This window comes from Phytohabitans houttuyneae (genome assembly GCF_011764425.1).
Taxonomy (GTDB): Bacteria; Actinomycetota; Actinomycetes; order Mycobacteriales; family Micromonosporaceae; genus Phytohabitans; species Phytohabitans houttuyneae.
Map to the genome: position 1 here is coordinate 439,024 of NZ_BLPF01000004.1, position 18,368 is coordinate 457,391.

14 protein-coding genes, 1 tRNA gene and 2 pseudogenes are annotated in these 18,368 nt (G+C 70.4%); 10 read left to right on the forward strand and 7 right to left on the reverse strand.

All coding sequences use genetic code 11. The features are described 5' to 3' along the window. Nucleotides 1-187 precede the first annotated feature (187 nt). Genes Phou_RS44615 through Phou_RS44630 form a run of 4 tightly spaced genes read left to right on the forward strand, consistent with a single transcriptional unit; the run spans nucleotide 188 to nucleotide 1,681 of the window. Nucleotides 188-484, forward strand: coding sequence for a hypothetical protein (locus Phou_RS44615; protein ID WP_173070002.1), 297 nt, complete (start codon nucleotides 188-190; stop codon nucleotides 482-484). Further along, nucleotides 481-759, forward strand: a complete 279-nt coding sequence (locus tag Phou_RS44620) for a hypothetical protein (protein ID WP_178135019.1) — start codon at nucleotides 481-483, stop codon at nucleotides 757-759. The genes Phou_RS44615 and Phou_RS44620 overlap by 4 nt, the downstream gene beginning before the upstream one ends. Then, nucleotides 756-1,295 carry a hypothetical protein gene (locus Phou_RS44625; RefSeq protein WP_173070004.1) on the forward strand — a complete coding sequence of 180 codons (540 nt, stop codon included), beginning with the start codon at nucleotides 756-758 and terminating at the stop codon, nucleotides 1,293-1,295. The genes Phou_RS44620 and Phou_RS44625 overlap by 4 nt, the downstream gene beginning before the upstream one ends. Next, nucleotides 1,292-1,681: a hypothetical protein gene (locus Phou_RS44630; protein ID WP_173070006.1), complete on the forward strand. Its 390-nt coding sequence runs from the start codon at nucleotides 1,292-1,294 to the stop codon at nucleotides 1,679-1,681. The genes Phou_RS44625 and Phou_RS44630 overlap by 4 nt, the downstream gene beginning before the upstream one ends. A gap of 9 nt (nucleotides 1,682-1,690) precedes the next feature. Here Phou_RS44630 and Phou_RS44635 read toward each other — a convergent pair whose 3' ends face one another. Then, nucleotides 1,691-1,858 carry a hypothetical protein gene (locus Phou_RS44635; RefSeq protein ID WP_173070008.1) on the reverse strand — a complete coding sequence of 56 codons (168 nt, stop codon included), beginning with the start codon at nucleotides 1,856-1,858 and terminating at the stop codon, nucleotides 1,691-1,693. Nucleotides 1,859-2,083: 225 nt separating this feature from the next. Here Phou_RS44635 and Phou_RS44640 point away from each other — a divergent pair, with 225 nt between their 5' ends. Next, nucleotides 2,084-3,658: a replication initiator gene (locus tag Phou_RS44640; RefSeq protein ID WP_173070010.1), complete on the forward strand. Its 1,575-nt coding sequence runs from the start codon at nucleotides 2,084-2,086 to the stop codon at nucleotides 3,656-3,658. A 354-nt stretch (nucleotides 3,659-4,012) separates the two neighbouring features. Beyond that, complete coding sequence (locus tag Phou_RS44645) at nucleotides 4,013-4,183, forward strand: helix-turn-helix transcriptional regulator (protein WP_173070012.1); 171 nt, start codon at nucleotides 4,013-4,015, stop codon at nucleotides 4,181-4,183. 1,508 nt (nucleotides 4,184-5,691) lie between these two features. Here the strand turns inward: Phou_RS44645 and Phou_RS44650 are convergent. From Phou_RS44650 to Phou_RS44670, 5 genes are all read right to left on the reverse strand, one after another. Further along, nucleotides 5,692-5,766, reverse strand: a tRNA-Arg gene (locus Phou_RS44650). Between the two features lie 61 nt (nucleotides 5,767-5,827). Continuing rightward, on the reverse strand, nucleotides 5,828-6,499 hold the full coding sequence (locus Phou_RS44655) for a winged helix-turn-helix domain-containing protein (protein WP_173070013.1): 672 nt from the start codon (nucleotides 6,497-6,499) through the stop codon (nucleotides 5,828-5,830). A gap of 43 nt (nucleotides 6,500-6,542) precedes the next feature. Next, nucleotides 6,543-6,932: a hypothetical protein gene (locus Phou_RS44660; protein WP_173070015.1), complete on the reverse strand. Its 390-nt coding sequence runs from the start codon at nucleotides 6,930-6,932 to the stop codon at nucleotides 6,543-6,545. 373 nt (nucleotides 6,933-7,305) lie between these two features. After that, complete coding sequence (locus Phou_RS44665) at nucleotides 7,306-7,968, reverse strand: DUF305 domain-containing protein (RefSeq protein ID WP_173070017.1); 663 nt, start codon at nucleotides 7,966-7,968, stop codon at nucleotides 7,306-7,308. A 4-nt stretch (nucleotides 7,969-7,972) separates the two neighbouring features. Next, nucleotides 7,973-8,794 carry a thioredoxin-like domain-containing protein gene (locus Phou_RS44670; protein ID WP_173070019.1) on the reverse strand — a complete coding sequence of 274 codons (822 nt, stop codon included), beginning with the start codon at nucleotides 8,792-8,794 and terminating at the stop codon, nucleotides 7,973-7,975. Between the two features lie 169 nt (nucleotides 8,795-8,963). Between Phou_RS44670 and argS the strand changes: the two genes are divergently transcribed. The 3 genes and pseudogenes from argS to Phou_RS44685 all read left to right on the forward strand — a co-directional run bounded on the left by argS (nucleotide 8,964) and on the right by Phou_RS44685 (nucleotide 13,290). Further along, nucleotides 8,964-10,613: an arginine--tRNA ligase gene (gene argS, locus Phou_RS44675; RefSeq protein WP_173070021.1), complete on the forward strand. Its 1,650-nt coding sequence runs from the start codon at nucleotides 8,964-8,966 to the stop codon at nucleotides 10,611-10,613. Nucleotides 10,614-10,616: 3 nt separating this feature from the next. Then, nucleotides 10,617-12,001, forward strand: a pseudogene (gene lysA / locus Phou_RS44680) (diaminopimelate decarboxylase). Beyond that, complete coding sequence (locus tag Phou_RS44685) at nucleotides 11,998-13,290, forward strand: homoserine dehydrogenase (protein WP_173070024.1); 1,293 nt, start codon at nucleotides 11,998-12,000, stop codon at nucleotides 13,288-13,290. Before lysA ends, Phou_RS44685 begins: the two are co-directional and overlap by 4 nt. Before the next feature lie 577 nt (nucleotides 13,291-13,867). Here Phou_RS44685 and thrC read toward each other — a convergent pair. Further along, nucleotides 13,868-14,916: pseudogene (gene thrC / locus Phou_RS44690) on the reverse strand (threonine synthase). A 222-nt stretch (nucleotides 14,917-15,138) separates the two neighbouring features. Between thrC and Phou_RS44695 the strand changes: the two are divergent. After that, nucleotides 15,139-18,357: an efflux RND transporter permease subunit gene (locus Phou_RS44695; protein ID WP_173070026.1), complete on the forward strand. Its 3,219-nt coding sequence runs from the start codon at nucleotides 15,139-15,141 to the stop codon at nucleotides 18,355-18,357. Nucleotides 18,358-18,368: the final 11 nt, after the last annotated feature.

Genomic DNA, 18,368 nt, shown 5'->3' on the forward strand with positions numbered 1-18,368 from the left:
CGTACAACGGTCCGGCTACGTCGGCCCGGAAAGAAGGTGGCCCCGACGGGGTGGAGCCCGTCGAGGCCGTGCATCGATCCGCCCTAGCGAAGGGAGTCAGCCGATGCTGTCTCAAGGTACCTCTCCCAAGTCCCGTGTCCGTGACGGAGCGGGCAACTCCGGGTCGCTGTCCTGCAGCGAGTTGGCGGTGGCGCTGGATCAGTCCGGTCTGCCGCTGTGCCGGTCGATGACGGTCGAGCAGATCGTCGCGGCTGCCGCTGCCGGTGTGGCCGCGTTCGGCTACGACAGTGTCCGTGCACGCGACGCCCGGATTCTGGAGCTGAACAGGTCGATGATCCGGGGCACGCTGGCCTTGCCGGAGTACGACAAGCAGCGTCGCAAGCTGGTCACTGGCGTTCGGCGCTTCGGGCTGGCCAACGACCTGGCCCACCGGGTCGGGCTGACCGGCCCGGCCGTGCACCGCAGTGTGGCGGTGGCGGCATGACCGAGCTGCGTCGGCTCCGTCTGTCCCGGGGCTGGGACCCGGTCCAGTTGATCGGCCACATGAAGATCCTGGCCGCTGGTGACGGGGTCACTCTGCCAAAGGTGTACCTGCTGGCCCGGTTGGTCTTCCTCTGGGAGAACCACCGCGCCCCCATGCCCACCTACTACGTCGGTCTGCTGGACCGGGTCTACGGCGGCCAGCTGACGACTCTGCCCACCCTGGCCCCGGTTCGCCGGAACCTCGCGGAGCTGGGTCGAGGGGCGGTGGCGGCATGACCGTCTCCGTCATCCCGTTTCCGGGTACCGAGTCGGAGGTCTCGTCTTCGGCTCTGCTGGTCGCGTTGGCGACGCTCCGGGACGCGCTCGCGCCCGGTCAGTCGCTCACGGTTCCGGCCGTGTTGGACCGGGCAGCGGTGTTGGAGGTGCTAGCCACCTTCATCCCGATCGCTGCCACGCCCACGGGTGCGACCAGTGTCCCGGCTGTCCCGGTAACGCCGGTGTCGGCGGTGACTGCGCCGGCGGGCGATGAGCGGGAGCCGATGCCGCCTGGTTGGTCGACCACGTTGTTGAAGTGGCTGCTGATCCGCCGGCATTGGCAGACCTACCGCACGTTCTGCCGCGAGTACGACAAGGCGGCCAAGACGATCGACCCGCGGTTGGTCGGCAAGTGGCCTAGCCGCTGCCAACTGCACCGCTGGATGTCCGGCGGGCTGCGCACTGGCATGCCGTACCCCGAGCACTGCATGGTGCTTGAGGCCATGTTCCCCGGCTACAGCGCCGAGGAACTGTTCCAGGTCGGCGGTGCCCGATGACGGCCGCCACCGACACCCCAGCCGCCCGGCATGGGTGGGCGGCACGGGATGACCGCCCGGAAGCGTTTCCGGGTGTCCAGCACGTGTGGAAGCGTCGCCGGCTGTCCGCCGGTTTGAAGCAGGCCACCGTGATCCGCCGACTGACCGAGCTGGCCACCCGCCAGGGTGTCAGCATCGCCGCGCCAGCCTCCCTGAAGACGATGTTGTCGAAGTGGGAGAACGGCACCAAGATGAGCCCCTTCTACGAGGAGCTGCTGTACTCGGTTTACGGCATCCGCCGTATCGAGCACACCAACCGTCCTGCCCGCTACCGCAACAGCGCCATCTATGACCGTCTGCTCCCCGCCCGGGGTGCCGCCTGGCTGAGTCAGCCTGGGCTGCGGTGACCTGATGGCCTACCGAGCTGCCGCCACCGGGCAGGGCACCGCCCTGCCCGGCGCCACCGACCCGCCCCGCCCGGCTACGCCGCCGCCGGCCGCCGCCTGGGCGGCGACGTCCTGGCCGTGGTCCGGGCCGCTGCCGGTGTGGTGTCTGGCCCGTCCCGCCACCGACATGTCTGTCACCGTGCCGGACGCTGCACAGCACACCCACATCGTCACGCCGCCCGCCACCATGACTGCGGGGCTTTCGTCACCCTCGCCGGCGGGCTTCTGTCACCGGCGTGGACCTCAGTGCGTGATCGGACCGTTGACGCTGCCGCTTGGCCGGGGCTCCGGCTGGGCTGGCGGCAGCTCGATCCTTCCTACCCACTCCGTCACAGGTACTCGAAACCGCCTGGATAGGTTTCGATGACTGTCTCGACGCTCAGCGCTGTACCCGAAGCTACCGCTTCGGGTACGGCCCCGTACGCCGAGCCGGACCTTGCCCTCCGTCTGGACTGGCTGTCCCGGTCCACCGACGTCGGCCGGCAGGCGGTCGCCCGCGCGGCCCGTCCGGACTTCGAAGCGTGGTTGTCACATGTCCGGCCTGCCTCCGCATGCATGCGGCCGATCCGGCTTGCCGGCACCAGCCTCACCGTCGATGCCGCCACCGGACGGGTGCTGGTCACTGTGGACACGGCCGGGATGCCGGATGGGGTGATCTACAAGCCCTGCGGCAACCGCCGCGAAACCGTCTGCCCGGCCTGCTCCAAGCGGTACCAACGCGACGCGTACCACGTCGTGCGAACCGGCCTGGTCGGCGGCCGAGGAGTCCCCGAAGACGTGGCACAGCATCCGGCCGTCTTCCCCACCTTCACCGCCCCGAGCTTCGGTCAGGTGCACACCCGGGTAGTGCGGCGACACACGTGCGCCCGGCGCCGTGACTGCGACTGCCGGGCCGAGCCGTGCCACGCCCGCCGCGACCTGACCGTCTGTCCACACGGGACACGGCTGCTCTGCTTCGTCCGTCACGACAACGACGACGCCCGGCTGGGCTCGCCGCTGTGTCTGGACTGCTATGACCACGACGCCCAGGTCGTCTGGAACCTCCAAGCGGGCGAGCTATGGCGCCGCACCACCATCGCCATCAACCGGCAGCTCCGCCGACTCGTGGCCACGCGCGGCATCCCGCACGTGCCCACAGTCTCCGTCAACGGCCGGGTACGCACGGTGCCGCCGGTACGGCTGTCGTTCGGCAAGGCGGCCGAGATGCAACGCCGGGGAGTCGTGCACTTCCACGCCATCGTCCGCCTCGACGGCATCGACCCCACCGACCCCACCGCAGTTGTCCCGCCACCTGCCGGCATCGACGCTGACGACCTCAAGGCCATCATCGACCGGGTTGCCCGCACGGTCGGCTTCACTACCGAGCCGCACCCTGCCCAGCCTGCCGGTTGGCAGATCGGCTGGGGTGACCAGGTACTCACCAAGGTAATCACGGTCGCCGGGCGCGGTGAGGTCACCGACGCCCAGGTCGCCTCGTACCTCGCGAAGTACGCCACCAAGTCCACCGAGGTCACCGGTGCCACTGCTCCCCGGCTGACGGACGGCACCGTCAACCTGTACGCAGACGGCGACGGCACCCACACCGAACGACTCATCGAAGCGTGCTGGCAGCTCGGCCAGCCGCGCGAGTGGCGACGGCTCCGCCGCTGGGCACACATGCTCGGCTTCGGCGGCCACTTCCTGACCAAATCCCGCCGATACTCGATCACCTTCGCCCTGCTCCGCAACACCCGCGTCGCGTTCCGACGCACGCAGACCAGCGGACCGGAGCAGACCACACCGGCCGAGCAGCCAACGACCCTGGTCGTCAACTTCCTCCAATTCGTCGGCGCCGGATGGCACACGACAGCCGACGCGCTGCTTGCCAACACATCCGCCGCAATGGCCCGTGAGCACCAGCAGACCGCATGCGAGTACCTGGCCACCATCGCCGCGTGACACGCGGTTTGCCGTCAAGCCCGCCTTGACGCTGTTCTTTGAGAACTTCATAGCGACTACATCGGGGGCACCAACGCCGTTCCGGCGCCCCAGCGTCCATATAGGAAGGATCTTGACCATCATGGCATCCAAGCCACTTCTGCAAGCCCGTGTTACGACCAGCACCGAGCACGCCGAGGCATCCCTCGACACGCTCACCCACCTCGCCCGACGACTTCTTGGCGATGACGTCACGTGCCGCACGCAAACGCGGCACGCCGACCGCGCCGGCTACGTCCGGGTCTACCTGACCGTCACCAGAGAGGAGGAACGTCTATGTCACGAGTCCCAAGGCAGCGCACGAACAGCCGATACATGACCATCGAGGACGTGTGTGCCGATCTCGACATCGCGCGTTCCACGTTCTACGACTGGCGGACGAAGCGGAAGGCGCCACCGTGCCTCAAGCTCCCGAACGGCGACCTCCGAATCCGGCGCAGCGACTACGAGGAGTGGCTTGCCACCCTGTACCTGGATGTGGTCTAAAGTGGACACGAGCTACGATGTGCGTATCTGGAAGACCGAGGTCTACCGGGGCAAGAAGACCAACACCTACTACGTACGTTGGTCGGTAGCGCGGCAGCGCCATAAGAAGCCGTTCAAGAGCGCCGCACTCGCGGACAGCTTCCGCTCGGACCTGATATCCGCTGCCCGCAAGGGTGAAGCCTTCGCTGTGGCCTCCGGTCTGCCGGTGTCGATGCAGCGTGCGACCGGTGACCTGTCCTGGTACGCGTTCGCGTGCAGGTACGCCGACCTGAAGTGGCCGCACGCTGCGGCCACCACCCGTCGCACCAACGCGGAAGCGCTCAGCGCCGTCACTCTCCTCATGCTCACTGAGGACACTCGCGGCCGGCCCGACGACATGGTGCTACGCCGAGCCCTACAACGCTGGGCCTTCAACACGAACTACCGGAACCGGTCCGACTGTCCGGCCGAGGTACGGCGGGCACTTCGGTGGCTTGAGCGGCATACCCGGCCGGTGTCAGCGCTCAGCAATCCGCAGGTTCTGCGGCCAGTTCTCGACGGGCTTGCCATCCGCCTCGACGGCCAGCCATACGCGGTCAGCGTTGTCAGCCGGCGACGGAAGATTCTCAACGCTGCGGTCGAGTACGCGACCGAACTTCGGCTACTGACCGCCAACCCGATCCCGGCGCTGAAGTGGAAGCCGCCCAGACCGAACCTTGTCCTCGATCCTCGGTCGGTACCCAACCCGATGCAGGCCCGTACGCTCTTGGCGGCCGTGCGGGAGCAACCGCGCAGCGGCGCACGCCTGGTCGCCTTCTTCGGATGCCTCTACTTCGCCGCACTACGTCCAGAGGAGGCGGCAGGTCTCGCCAAGCCAAACCTTGCCCTGCCCCGGGAGGGCTGGGGCGAATTTCACCTGGAGACTGCCGAGCCGTACGCCGGTAAGGAGTGGACCGACAGCGGTCAGAACCGCGATCGTCGCCAGCTCAAGCAACGCGAACGGGGCACCGTGCGGACAGTGCCATGTCCGCCGGAGCTGACCGCGCTGATCTGGGAGCACCTGAACCTCTTTGGGTTCGGGCCGGACGGCCGGCTGTTCGTCGGCGAGCGTAACGACCAGGAGCTGCCCAAGCTCACCATCGTCCGGGCCTGGCAGCGTGCCCGGAGGACGGTATTCACTCCTGAGGTTGCTCGTTCGTCGCTGGCTGGCACGCCGTACGACCTGCGCCACGCGGCGGTGTCCACCTGGCTCCACGGCGGCGTGCCCCCGCCCAGGTCGCCGAGTGGGCAGGGCAGTCCGTCGAGATCCTGTTCCGGATCTACGCCAAGTTCCTGGACAGCGGTAAGGAGGAGTACTACCGCCGGATCGAGGCGGCCTACGGCCGCCGTCCAGCGTCGGAACGCGGGCACGCATTCGGCACAGACATCCGGCTGGGGTCGTCTGAGCCCGGTCAGCGCCGGACACGACAGCAAGATCGATAGTGCCTGTTTTGGCTGCTCAGAGCGGGTGTCTGCGCTGGTCAGATACCTGGTGCCCCCGGCAGGATTCGAACCTGCGCTCCCGCCTCCGGAGGGCGGTGCTCTATCCCCTGAGCTACGGGGGCTCAGCGACCCACGAAGAGTAGCAGGCTCCCCCGCGCGGGCCGAACCGACACCGCCGCCCCGTTAGCGGGCTCGCTCGCAGCACGGTAGCGGGTGCAGCACCACGCCGTCCGGGACGCGGCGTGGCCAGTCCGTACATGACCAGGAGGCGTCCACCACGACGTGGACCGGGCGGCCGGAAGGGGGTAGGAGGCGGGTCAGGAAGGCGCGGGGGAGTTCGGCCTCGGCGGTGACCATGAAGCGGACCCAGCCGCGGGTGGAGACGGCCGAGACCACCTCGGTGGCCGGGTTTATGCCGTGCAGGCGGGACTTGCCAACCCAGCAGAGGTCGGCGCGTTCCCGCTGTGCGGTGCGGCAGATGCCCGGGTAGACCTCCGCCTGCCAGCGGACCACCGACTCGGCGCAGAGGGGGCAGGCGCGGTCGACCGGTTCGCGGGTGCTGAGGCCCCAGGCGCGCAGATAGCGGGCGGCGGCCGCGGGGCTGAGGCGGATGTTGTGGATGCGCTCGACAAGCGCGGCCACGGCCTGGCGGCTCCACAGAGGACCGGCGAGGTCGAGTTGGTCGGGGAAGCGGTCGCGCATCGCCTCGATCAGGGTGAGTTCCTGGGCGCGGGTGAGCTGACCGTGGCGGCGGCGGGTGGCTACCGCGCCGTCACCGCCGGCACGGTGGCGGCGGCACCAGTGCGCCGCTTGGCGGCGGGCGTCGCTGAGAGGGCCGCGGCGTGCGTCGGCCATCCACGTAGCGGGCGGGGTCGCCTCGGCAGGGTGGGCGCGGCGCTCACGCACACCGCCGGAAGGGGACGGCGAGGCGTGGGGGCCGGAGGCAGACGGCGGCGAGGCGGAGGCCGGCGAAGCGTGGGCCCGGGAGCCAGAAGACGGCGAGGCAGAACGCGGCGAAGGGTGGGACCGGGAGGCAGAAGACGGCGAGGCAGAGGGCGGCGTGGCAGAAGGCGAGGCAGAGGGCGGCGAGGCAGAGAGCGGCGAGGCGTGGGGCCGGGACGCGGAGGGTGGCGACGCAGGGGACGGCAAAGCGTGGGAAGCAGAGGGCGCCGAGACAGGCGGGTGGGACCCCGTCGGAGCGGGACCCTTCGACGTCGCGGGTATGCCGGACGTCGGCAGCGGGCGTCGCGGCCGGGCTAGCTCGCGCCCACCAGGCGACGTCCGCCACGTCCGCTCCCCGGCATCCAACGCGGCACCAGAAGCACCACCAGAACCGGCGCCAGAAGTACCACCAGTAACAGCGCCAGACGCGGCACCAGAAGCGCCAGTAGAAACAGCGCCAGCAGCGCCAGCAGAAACAGCGCCAGGAGCGCGACCAGGCGCTGACGCAGGACCTAGAGCGGGAGCGCGGAACGCTACCGGCGCGCCGGGTGCGGGTCTGGCGGCGGGCTCGGCTGCGGGGGCTGGGGATCAGCCGGGTGGGAGAACAGCAGGTCGACGCCCGCGCGGACGGGCGGACGGCTTGAAGATGCGGCAACAACAACCCCCACGCCCGGACAACGACGGCGAAAAGGGTCAGGTCGCGCTGAGTAGTCAGAAAACTACTGAATGCGATCGAGAATGCTCCGCATGTTGTCGATCTCGCCCTGCTGGGTGTTTTTCATGCGCTGGGCTGCCTCGGTGACCTGGTCGTCGCTGGACTGGTCGAGGATCGCGTCGACCATGTGGATGCCGCCCAGGTGGTGCTTCATCATCAGGTTGAGGAAGAGGACGTCCAGCTCGTGGCCGCGCGCGGCCTCAAGCTTGTCGATCTCGTCTTTGGTGGCCATGCCGGGCATCAGGCCGGCCTCGCTGACGAGCTTTTCGCCGTCTGGCATCCAGGCCATCGCGGGCTCCGAGCCCGTCGGGTCGAGCCGCCACTCGCGCAGCCACGTCTGCATGATGCCGATCTCGCCCTGCTGCCCGGTGGCGATGTCGACGCCGAGCTGGGTGACCGCGTCGTCCTGCCCGTACTTGAACGCGACCAGCGCCATCTGCACGGCCTGCGTGTGATGGGTGGTCATGTCGCGGGCGAAACCCGCCTCGGCCGAGGTGTCGCCGGGGCGGGTGAGAGTGGGCGTGAGCCAGCCCGCCGCGTACCCGAGCAGGAGCCCGACCGCGACGGCGAGCGCCACCACGACCGTGCCGAAGCGCCGCCCGGCGGCCCCGTTCGAGGGGCCGTCGGGCGAGGTCGCTGCTTCGGAGGACGTGGCGGTCGCCACCACTGGGTCAGCCGCCCTGCTGCTGCTGCGGGAGGTTGCGCGGCTCGGTGCCCGTGGCGGTGATGCCCTGAGCGCAGAGCGCCGTCGGGCCCTCGACCGAGGCGTTGACCCGCAGCGCCTTGATGAAGTCGTCGATCCGGCCGTCGCCGGCGTTGTCGACCTTGAGCTGGTAGCCCCACGCCTGCAGCGAGATCGGCTTGTCCAGCCCTTCGTACGGGCTCATGAGGAGCTTTTCCTTGCCGCGGACCTTTGCGGCCAGCTGCTCGACCTGGTCCTTGGGCAGGTCCGGCCGGTACGTGATCCAGACCGCGCCGTGCTCCAGGCTGTGCACCGCGTGCTCGCTGGCGATCGGTGCGTCGTACACGTCGCCCATGCAGTTTTGCCAGTCGTTGTTGTGCTGGCCACCGACCGGGGGCGACACCGTGTACTGCACCTTGCCCTGCACGTGCTGGCCACCCTCGGCGAGCTCGGGCTGCTTTTCGCGGTAGTTGACGATGCCGCTGATGTCGGCGGCACGGTCCTCCCAGGAACGCGAACCCTGGAACGCCGCATACGCCCCATATCCGACAATGCCCACCGCCAGCACGCCGACCGCGACGAAGAGCGCGATCGGTCCCCAGCTGCGGCCCTGGCTGACCTTGACCGGCGTGATCGGCTTGCGGGGGCCCTTGCCGCCGCCGCCCTTGCCGGCGGGGGTGCCGCCCTTGCCGCCGGCAGGCGTCTTACGCGCCGGAGCGGTCGACGTCTTGCCAGAGCCAGCCGGCGCCTTCTTGCCGGTGCTCACCACGGACGGACGGCGCTGGTCGCCGGCCGGGGTACTAACGCTCATCGACGTCCTCGCTTCGCTGCGGGCGACGATGAGGCTCCAAAGGCGCGCAGCCTGATGATTCGCTCGCTCATGGTGCCTCGTCTGGTCGGTCGGTCACGGGGGTGGCGGATCGAGCACGGGCACAGGGTCGCCGCCGAGGCACCCACTGTACCCCCGCTAGCATTGCTCGGTGACTCCCGCCAAGCTCGCAGAGGCTGTGCTCGCGGCTGCCCGCGAGCTCTTTGCCGAGCGTGGGCTCGATCCTGCCGCCCTGCCAGCATCGACCACGGTCGAGCGCCCGCGCAACCCCGAGCATGGCGACTACGCATCGACGATCGCCTTTCAGTTGGCGAAGAAGGTGGGGTTCCAGCCGCGCGAGCTGGCGGCTGGCCTCGCCGAGCACCTGGGCCGGACACCGGGGGTCAAGTCGGTCGAAATCGCCGCCGCGGGGTTCCTCAACATCCGTCTCGACACGGCCTCCGCCGGCGAGCTCGCCCGCGTCGTGGTGCAGGCCGGCTGGGAGTACGGGCACAGTGACCGCCTCGCCGGCCAGCGGATCAACCTCGAGTTCGTCTCGGCCAACCCGACCGGCCCGGTGCACATCGGCGGCGCCCGGTGGGCCGCGCTCGGCGACGCGCTCGCCCGCCTGCTGCGCGCGAGCGGCGCGGAGGTCGGCACTGAGTACTACGTGAACGACGCCGGCGCACAGATCGACCGCTTCGCCCGCTCGCTGCACGCCGCGGCGCAGGGGCGGCCGGCGCCCGCGGACGGGTACGCGGGGGAGTACATCGTCCAGATCGCGGACGGGATCAAGCAGGAGCACCCCGACGGCGACGAGGCCGTGTTCCGGGCCGAGGGTGTGGCGCGGATGCTGGCCGAGATCCGTTCGTCGCTGGCCGGGTTCGGCGTGCCGTTCGACCTCTTCTTCCGCGAGTCGGACCTGCACTCGCGGGGCGCGCTCGACACCGCGCTGGCCCGCCTCCGCGAGCAGGGCCACGTGTACCAAGCGGACGGCGCGACCTGGCTGCGCACCACCGACTTCGGCGACGACAAGGACCGGGTGCTGCGCAAGTCGGACGGGGAGTGGACCTACTTCGCCGCCGACTGTGCGTACTACCTGGACAAGCGCGAGCGCGGCTACGACCGGCTGGTCATGCTGCTCGGCGCCGACCACCACGGGTACATCGGTCGGATGCGGGCGATGGCGGCCTGCTTCGGCGACGACCCGCGGCGCACGCTGGAGATCCTCATCGGGCAGCTGGTCCACCTGGTCAAGGACGGCGAGCCGCTGCGGATGAGCAAGCGCGCGGGCACGGTCGTGACGATCGAGGACCTGGTCGAGTCGATCGGGGTGGACGCCGCGCGGTACGCGCTGGCCCGCTTCTCCAGCGACTCGCCGATCGACATCGACGTCGACCTGTGGACACGCAGCACCCGCGACAACCCCGTCTACTACGTGCAGTACGTGGCCGCCCGCACCGCCAGCGTCGCGCGCAACGCCGCCGACGTGGGGCTCACCCGCGGCGAGGCCGGCGACTTCCGGCCCGAGCTGCTCGGGCACGAAAAGGAGCAGGACCTGCTCAAGGCGCTCGGCGACTACCCGGCGATCGTGGCCGCGGCCGCCGAGCTGCGCGAGCCGCACCGGGTGGCCCGCTACCTGGAAGACCTCTCTGGCACCTATCACCGGTTCTACGACGAGCCCGCCTGCCGCATCCTCCCCCGCGGCGACGAGGTGATCGGTGATCTGCACCGCGCACGGCTGTGGCTCAACGACGCCACCCGTACCGTGATCGCTAATGGTCTCGACCTGATGGGCGTCTCGGCGCCGGAGAGGATGTAACTCGTGCGCGCGCACGAAGCGGGGGCCTTGCACGGCGAGCTGGGCAGCACGGGGCCGGCGTGGCTGCGTACCCCCGAAGACGTCAATGTGATCCTGCCGCAGCTGTGGCCCACCAGCGTGGCGCGCGCCGCCGACGGCGCGCTCGCCATCGGTGGGGTCAGCGTGCGGGCGCTGGCGGAGGAGTTCGGGACGCCGGCGTACGTCCTCGACGAAAACGACATGCGTGCCCGCTGCCGCGACTTCGTGTCCGCGTTCGCCGGCTGCGACGTCTACTACGCGGGCAAGGCGTTCCTCTGCCGCGCGGTGGTGCGGATCATCGCCGAGGAGGGGCTGCACCTCGACGTGTGCACCGGCGGCGAGCTGGCCACCGCGCTGTCGGCCGGGATGCCGGCCGAGCGGATCGGCTTCCACGGCAACAACAAGTCGGTCTCCGAGCTGACCCGCGCGGTCGAGGCCGGGGTGGGGCGGATCATCGTCGACTCGCTGCACGAGATCGAGCGGCTGACGGAGATCGCCCGCTCGAGGGACGTGCGGCCGGCCGTGCTCCTGCGGGTGACGGTGGGTGTCGAGGCGCACACGCACGAGTTCATCGCGACGGCGCACGAGGACCAGAAGTTCGGCTTCTCGCTGGCGGGCGGCGCCGCTTTCGCCGCCGCCACGAAGATCATCGACGAGGGCGTGCTCGACCTGCGCGGTTTGCACTCGCACATCGGCTCGCAGATCTTCGACACGAGCGGCTTCGAGGTCTCCGCCCGCCGCGTGCTGAGCCTGCAGGCGCAGATCCGGGACGCTCGCGGGGTCGAGCTGCCCGAGCTGGACCTGGGTGGCGGCTTCGGCATCGCGTACACGACGCAGGACGACCCGGCCGCCCCCTCCGACCTCGCCAAGCGCCTGGACAAGATCGTGGCCGACGAGTGCGAGGCGCTGCGGCTGGAGCTTCCCCGCCTGTCGATCGAGCCGGGGCGGGCGATCGTGGGCCCCGCCGTCTTCACGCTGTACGAGGTGGGCACCGTCAAGGACGTCGACGGCATCCGCACGTACGTGAGCGTCGACGGCGGCATGAGCGACAACATCCGGGCCGCGCTCTACGGCGCCACGTACTCGGCCACCGTCGCCTCCCGCGCCTCCGCCGCGCCGCCCATCCTCGCCCGGGTGGTGGGAAAACATTGCGAGTCCGGTGACGTGGTCGTTAAGGATGAATTCCTGCCCGCCGACGTGCAGCCCGGAGATCTTCTCGCCGTGCCCGGCACGGGGCGTACTGCCGGAGCATGGCGAGCAACTACAACCACGTGCCGAGGCCTCCGGTGGTGGCGGTGCGTGACGGGCAAGCGCGCGTGATCGTCCGGCGGGAGACCGAGGACGACCTGCTGGCATTGGATGTGGGATGAAGCCTGTACGGGTTGCGCTTTTGGGGTGCGGGACTGTCGGTTCCGAGGTGGTCCGGCTGCTGCACGAGCAGGCGGCCGACCTCACGGCCCGGATCGGCGCGCCGGTGGAGATCGCCGGCATCGCGGTGCGGCGGCTCGGCCGCGACCGCGGCGACCTGCCCGTCGACCCGGCGCTCTTCACGACCGACGCGCTCGGCCTGGTCAAGCGCGACGACGTCGACGTGGTGGTCGAGGTGGTCGGCGGCATCGAGCCGGCCCGCTCGTGGCTTGTCGAGGCGCTCAAGGCCGGCCGGAGCGTGGTGACCGCCAACAAGGCACTGCTCGCCGAAGACGGTGGCACGCTGCACGACGCGGCCACCGAGGGCGGCGCCGACCTCTACTACGAGGCGGCCGTGGCCGGTGCCATCCCGCTGCTGCGCCCGCTCCGCGAGTCGCTGCACGGCGACACGATCACCCGGGTCACCGGCATCGTCAACGGCACCACCAACTACATTCTGTCCTCAATGGACTCCACCGGCGCGAGCTTCACCGAGGCGCTGGAGGAGGCGACCGCGCTCGGCTACGCGGAGGCCGACCCCACCGCCGACGTCGAGGGCTTCGACGCCGCAGCCAAGGCGGCGATCCTCGCGTCGCTCGCCTTCCACAGCCGCGTGGGCGCCGCCGACGTGCACCGCGAGGGCATCACCGAGGTGACCGCCGCCGACATGGCCAGCGCCAAGGCGATGGGCTGCACCATCAAGCTGCTGTGCATCGCGGCCCGCATCGACGACTCGGTCAGCGTGCGCGTGCACCCGGCCATGATCCCGAGGACCCACCCGCTGGCGAGCGTCGGCGACGCGTTCAACGCCGTCTTCGTCGAGGCCGCGGCCGCCGGCCAGCTGATGTTCTACGGCCGCGGCGCCGGCGGCGCGCCGACCGCGAGCGCGGTGCTCGGCGACCTCGTCGCGGTGAGCCGCAACAGGCTCGCCGGGGTCCGCGCCGCGAGCGAGTCCCGCTACGCCGACCTGCCGATCCGCCCGATGGGCGAGGCGGTCACCCGCTACCACATCAGCCTCGACGTCGCCGACCGCGCGGGCGTGCTGGCCGCCGTGGCGGGCGTGTTCGCCAAGCATGACGTCTCCATCGCCACCGTCCGCCAGTCCGGCCGCGGCGACGAGGCGGTGCTCGTGATCGTCACCCACGCCGCGCCGGACGCCGCGCTGACGGCCACGGTCCGCGAGCTCCAGCAGCTCGACATCGTGCGCTCGATCGCGAGCATCCTCCGCGTCGAAGGCATAGAAGCCACATAGAAAACAGGGAGCTACCGCGACGTCCGCCGTGGACCGGACCGTTGCTCCCGCGGCCTCACCCTTCGCGGTTGGTCGCGCTCTCGACCCGCTGCGCGAGCCACCCCAGCACGGCCGCGACCTGAGCCGCGCTTGTCCGCCGTTGGTCGCGGTCCCGACTTTGCGCGAGCCGCCGCGCAAGGCCTCATCGATGCGCGCTGTTGGTTACGGCCTTGACTCACTGCGCGAACCAAACCCCCGCAGCCCGCGGCCGCGCGACCCGCCGCCGCCCAATGCGCGCTCGAACGGCGTGGGCGCATCCGTGCGCCCAGCTTGAGATGCGTTCCGCGCAGCCAACCCCGGCCGGCATTCCAAGCGGGCCTTGAGGGACCCGCGCGGTCAGCACGTGGCGGGACGAAAGCTGAGCGCCGACCGGTGGCCCGTCAAGGCCCGGTCAGGCGACGACCCGCGACGAGTGCCGGCCTCAGATCCGGGGGTGGCCCGCCCGCCGCGGTGGGTGACGGTTAGCGTGCCCGCCGCGGACGGTGAGGCTGCGGGAGCAACGGTCGTGACCACGACGGGCGTCGCGGTAGCTCGAAAATCAGGCCAGGTCCAAAGCGCGCGCGGCGGCGATCACGTCGAGCTGGATCGTCGTGGGCGACGGTGCCGTGGAGATCGCCCACTCCGGGTCCTTGAGGCCGTGGCCGGTCACCGTGCAGACGACCGTCGAGCCGCGGGGACGCGGCCGGCCTCGGCCTCCTGCAGCAGGCCGGCGACGCTGGCCGCGCTCGCCAGCTCGACGAAGACGCCGACCTCGCGGGCCAGCAGCCGGTACGCGGACAGGATCTGGCGGTCGGTCACCGCCGCGATCAGGCCGCCCGAGGCGTCGCGGGCGTCGACCGCCTTGGTCCAGCTCGCCGGGTTGCCGATGCGGATGGCGGTGGCGATCGTGGACGGCTCGGCGACCGCCTTGCCGGTCACGATCGGGGCGGCGCCGGAGGCCTGGAAGCCGTACATCTTCGGGGCGCGCGTGGCGTTGCCGCCGTCGAGGTCCTCCTGGTAACCGAGCCAGTACGCGGTGATGTTGCCCGCGTTGCCGACCGGCAGGCAGTGGATGTCCGGCGCGTCGCCGAGCGCCTCCACGATCTCGAAGGCGGCCGTCTTCTGGCCGTGGATGCGGTCGATGTTGACCGAGTTGACCAGGGCGACCGGGTAGTCGAGGGAGAGCTTCGAGGCGAGCGACAGGCAGTCGTCGAAGTTGCCGCTCACCTGCAGCAGGCGCGCGCCGTGCACCAGCGCCTGGGCCAGCTTGCCGAGCGCGATCTTGCCCTGTGGCACGAGGACGGCGCAGGTGAGGCCGGCGCGGGCCGCGTACGCCGCGGCGGAGGCCGACGTGTTGCCCGTCGAGGCGCAGATGATCGCCTTCGACCCGCTCTCCACCGCCTTGGAGACCGCCAGCGTCATGCCCCGGTCCTTGAACGAGCCGGTCGGGTTGGCCCCCTCCACCTTCAGGTAGACGTCACAGCCCAGGCGGCTGGACAGCACGGGAGCGGGCACGAGCGGCGTGTTTCCCTCGTACAGCGTGACGACCGGGGTGGCCTCGGTGACCGGAAGGCGGTCCCGGTACTGCTCTATAAGACCCCGCCACATGGCGTTTCTCCTGTCTCGCGTCGCAGGTCCAGGATGCCCCACTCTCCCGTGGCCGGGTGTTCCCCACCTGGCCATAACCACCTGACGAGACAGACCATCGAGTGAAAAGCGAGACGGACGGTGCAGGTGAGGCCGGATGTCCTACACCGCACCAGAGTGACTCCCGCTAAGGTGAGCGCCGCATCCCTCGTGCGTTCCCACCCCTTTGGAGTGAGCTCCGACATGTCGTTGTTCGCCAGACTCAGCCTTGCCAACCGCGGTCTGGTCGCGCTCGTCGCGGTGGTCATCGCCGCGTTCGGAGCGTTTGCCATCCCCTCGCTGAAGCAGCAGCTGCTGCCTTCGCTCGAGTTTCCCGCGGCGTTCGTCGTGGTGCCCTACCCGGGAGCCGCGCCGGAGATCGTCGAGCAGCGCGTGACCGAGCCGATCGAAAACGGCGTGCAGGGCATCGCCGGGCTGAGCAAGGTGACGTCGACGTCGCGGGAGGGTTCGGCGAGCATCCAGGTCGAGTTCGACTTCGGCACCGACCTCGACGACGCGGTCAACAAGCTGCAGACCGCGCTCAACCGCGTCGGTCCGCAGCTGCCCGACGGGGTGGAGCCGCAGGTCTTCGCGGGGAGCACCGACGACCTGCCGGCGATCGTGCTGTTCGCGTCGAACAGCGGTGGGGGTGACCAGAAGGACCTCGCCGACCGGCTGGAGCGCACGGTCGTGCCCGATCTCGAGGGGATCGACGGGGTCCGCACGGTCGACATCGAGGGTGCCCGCGACCCGGTCGTGACCGTCACGCCGGACCCGGCGAAGATGGCGGCCGCGCGCATCGACATCCGCGCGATCAGCGCGGCGCTGCAGGCGAACGGCGTGGCGATCCCCGCGGGCGGGCTCACGGCCGACGACAAGACGCGCACGATCCAGGTGGGTACCCCCATCGCGACCATCGATCAGCTGCGCGAGCTGTGGCTGGCCCCGGGTCCGGGTGCGAGCCCGGTGCAGCTTGGCGCGGTGGCGACGGTGGAGCCGGGTCTCGCACCGCCGACCGGCTTCACCCGCACCAACGGGGAGGACAGCCTCGGCATCGCGGTGACCGCCGCGCCGGACGGCAACGCGGTGGAGATCTCGCGCGAGATCCGCGACCGGCTCACGGAGCTGAGCGAGAGCAGCGGCGCGACGCTGACCGTGATCTTCGACCAGGCGCCGTTCGTGGAGAAGTCGATCGACAGCCTCACCACCGAGGGCCTGCTCGGCCTGCTGATGGCCGTGCTCGTGATCCTCGTCTTCCTGCTGTCAGTGCGCTCGACGCTGGTCACCGCCGTGTCCATCCCACTGTCGGTGCTCGTCGCGCTGATCGCGCTGTGGGTCGGCGACTACTCGCTCAACCTGCTCACGCTCGGCGCCCTCACGATCGCGGTGGGCCGGGTCGTCGACGACTCGATCGTCGTGCTGGAAAACATCAAACGACATCTGGGGTACGGGGAGGACAAGCACCGCGCGATCGTCGACGGCGTCAAGGAGGTGGCCGGCGCGGTCACCGCGTCGACGCTCACCACTGTCGCGGTGTTCGCACCGATCGCGCTTGTCGGCGGGTTCGTGGGGCAGCTCTTCGCGCCGTTCGCGATCACGGTGACCGTGGCGCTGCTCGCGTCGCTGCTCGTCTCGCTGACCGTCATCCCGGTCCTGGCGTACTGGTTCCTCCACCCGGCCACCGGCGCCGGCGACGAGGCGTCCGTGCGGCGGGCCGCCGAGGAGAAGGAGCGGCACAGCTTCCTCCAGCTGGCGTACCTGCCGGTGATCGGCTTCGCCACCCGCCGGCGGTGGGCCACGGTCGGGATCGGGCTGGCGGTGCTGCTCGGCACGTTCGGGCTCTCCACCCAGCTCAAGACCAACTTCCTGGACGACTCGGGCCAGGACACGTTCGTGATCAGCCAGGAGCTCCCGCCCGGCACGAGCATGGACGCCACCGACGCGGCCGCGCGGCGGGTCGAGGGGGTGCTCGCCGGGCGCGACGACATCGAGTCGTACCAGGTGACCGCCGGCGGTGGCGGCGCGCCGTGGGACGGCGGCGGGGTCACCGCGGCCAGCTTCTCGGTCACCGTCAAGGACGGCGCCGACGCCGGCGACGTGCAAGACGGCGTGCGCAAGCAGCTCGACGACCTCAACGACGCAGGCGAGATCACGGTCGGCGGTGGCGGCGGCGGGCCGGGCGGCGGCTCGGCCGACGAGCTCGAGGTGATCGTCCAGGCCGCCGACCCCGACACGCTCGCCCGCGCCACCGACCAGGTGCGCCAGGCGATGAGCGAGACGCCCGACGTCGACCAGGTGAGCACAAGCCTGTCCGCCGACGTGCCGCGCCTCGACATCGTGGTCGACCGGGCCACCGCCACCCGCGTGGGCCTCACCGAGCAGGCGATCGGCCAGATCGTCGCGCAGATCATGCGCGGCGTGCCGGTGGGTCAGGTCGCGCTCGACGGCGTGCAGCAGAACGTCGTCGTCAACACCGCCAACCCGCCGACCACGGTGGAGGCGCTGCGGGCGTACCGGATCGGCACGTTCCGCCTCGACGACGTCGCTGACATCACCGAGGTCTCCGGCCCGGTCGAGATCACCCGCATCGACGGGGAGCGCAGCGCGACCGTGACGGGCACCGCCACCGGCTCCAACGTGGGCGCCGTCTCCGCCGCGCTGACCGAGCGCCTCGATGGGCTCGACCTGCCGGCGGGCGCCATGTACCAGATCGGGGGCGTCAGCGCCGACCAGGCGGAGGCCTTCGCCGACCTGGGGCTCGCCGTGCTCGCCGCCATCGCGATCGTCTTCCTGATCATGGTGGCGACGTTCCGCAGCCTCATCCAGCCGGTGATCCTGCTGGTGTCGATCCCGTTCGCGGCGACCGGCGCGATCACGCTGCTGCTCGTCACCGGCACCCCGCTCGGCGTGCCGGCCCTCATCGGCATCCTCATGCTTGTCGGCATCGTGGTCACCAACGCGATCGTGCTGATGGACCTCATCAACCAGTACCGGCAGCAGGGCATGCCGGTGCTGGAGGCGGTCGTCGAGGGCGGCCGGCGCCGGCTGCGGCCGATCCTGATGACCGCGATCGCCACGATCTTCGCGCTGCTGCCGATGGCGCTGGGGCTGACCGGCGAGGGTGGCTTCATCTCGCAGCCGCTCGCGATCGTGGTGGTCGGCGGCCTGATCAGCTCCACGCTGCTGACACTGGTGCTCGTGCCGACGCTCTACACGATGGTCGAGAGCTTCAAGGAGCGGTTCCGCCGGGGAGGCGGCGGGCCCGAGCCCGCGTTCGCCGCGCCGGCACCGCGCTCGCCGAACGGCAACGGTCACGAGCCGCTCGTCGCGCCGCCGCCGTCGAAGCCCTCGGCCGCATTGATCGAGGGCACTGACCAGTTCGAGGTGCTGCGCCTGCCAAAGATCAAGAAACCGGGACAGTGACGTAACGTCTT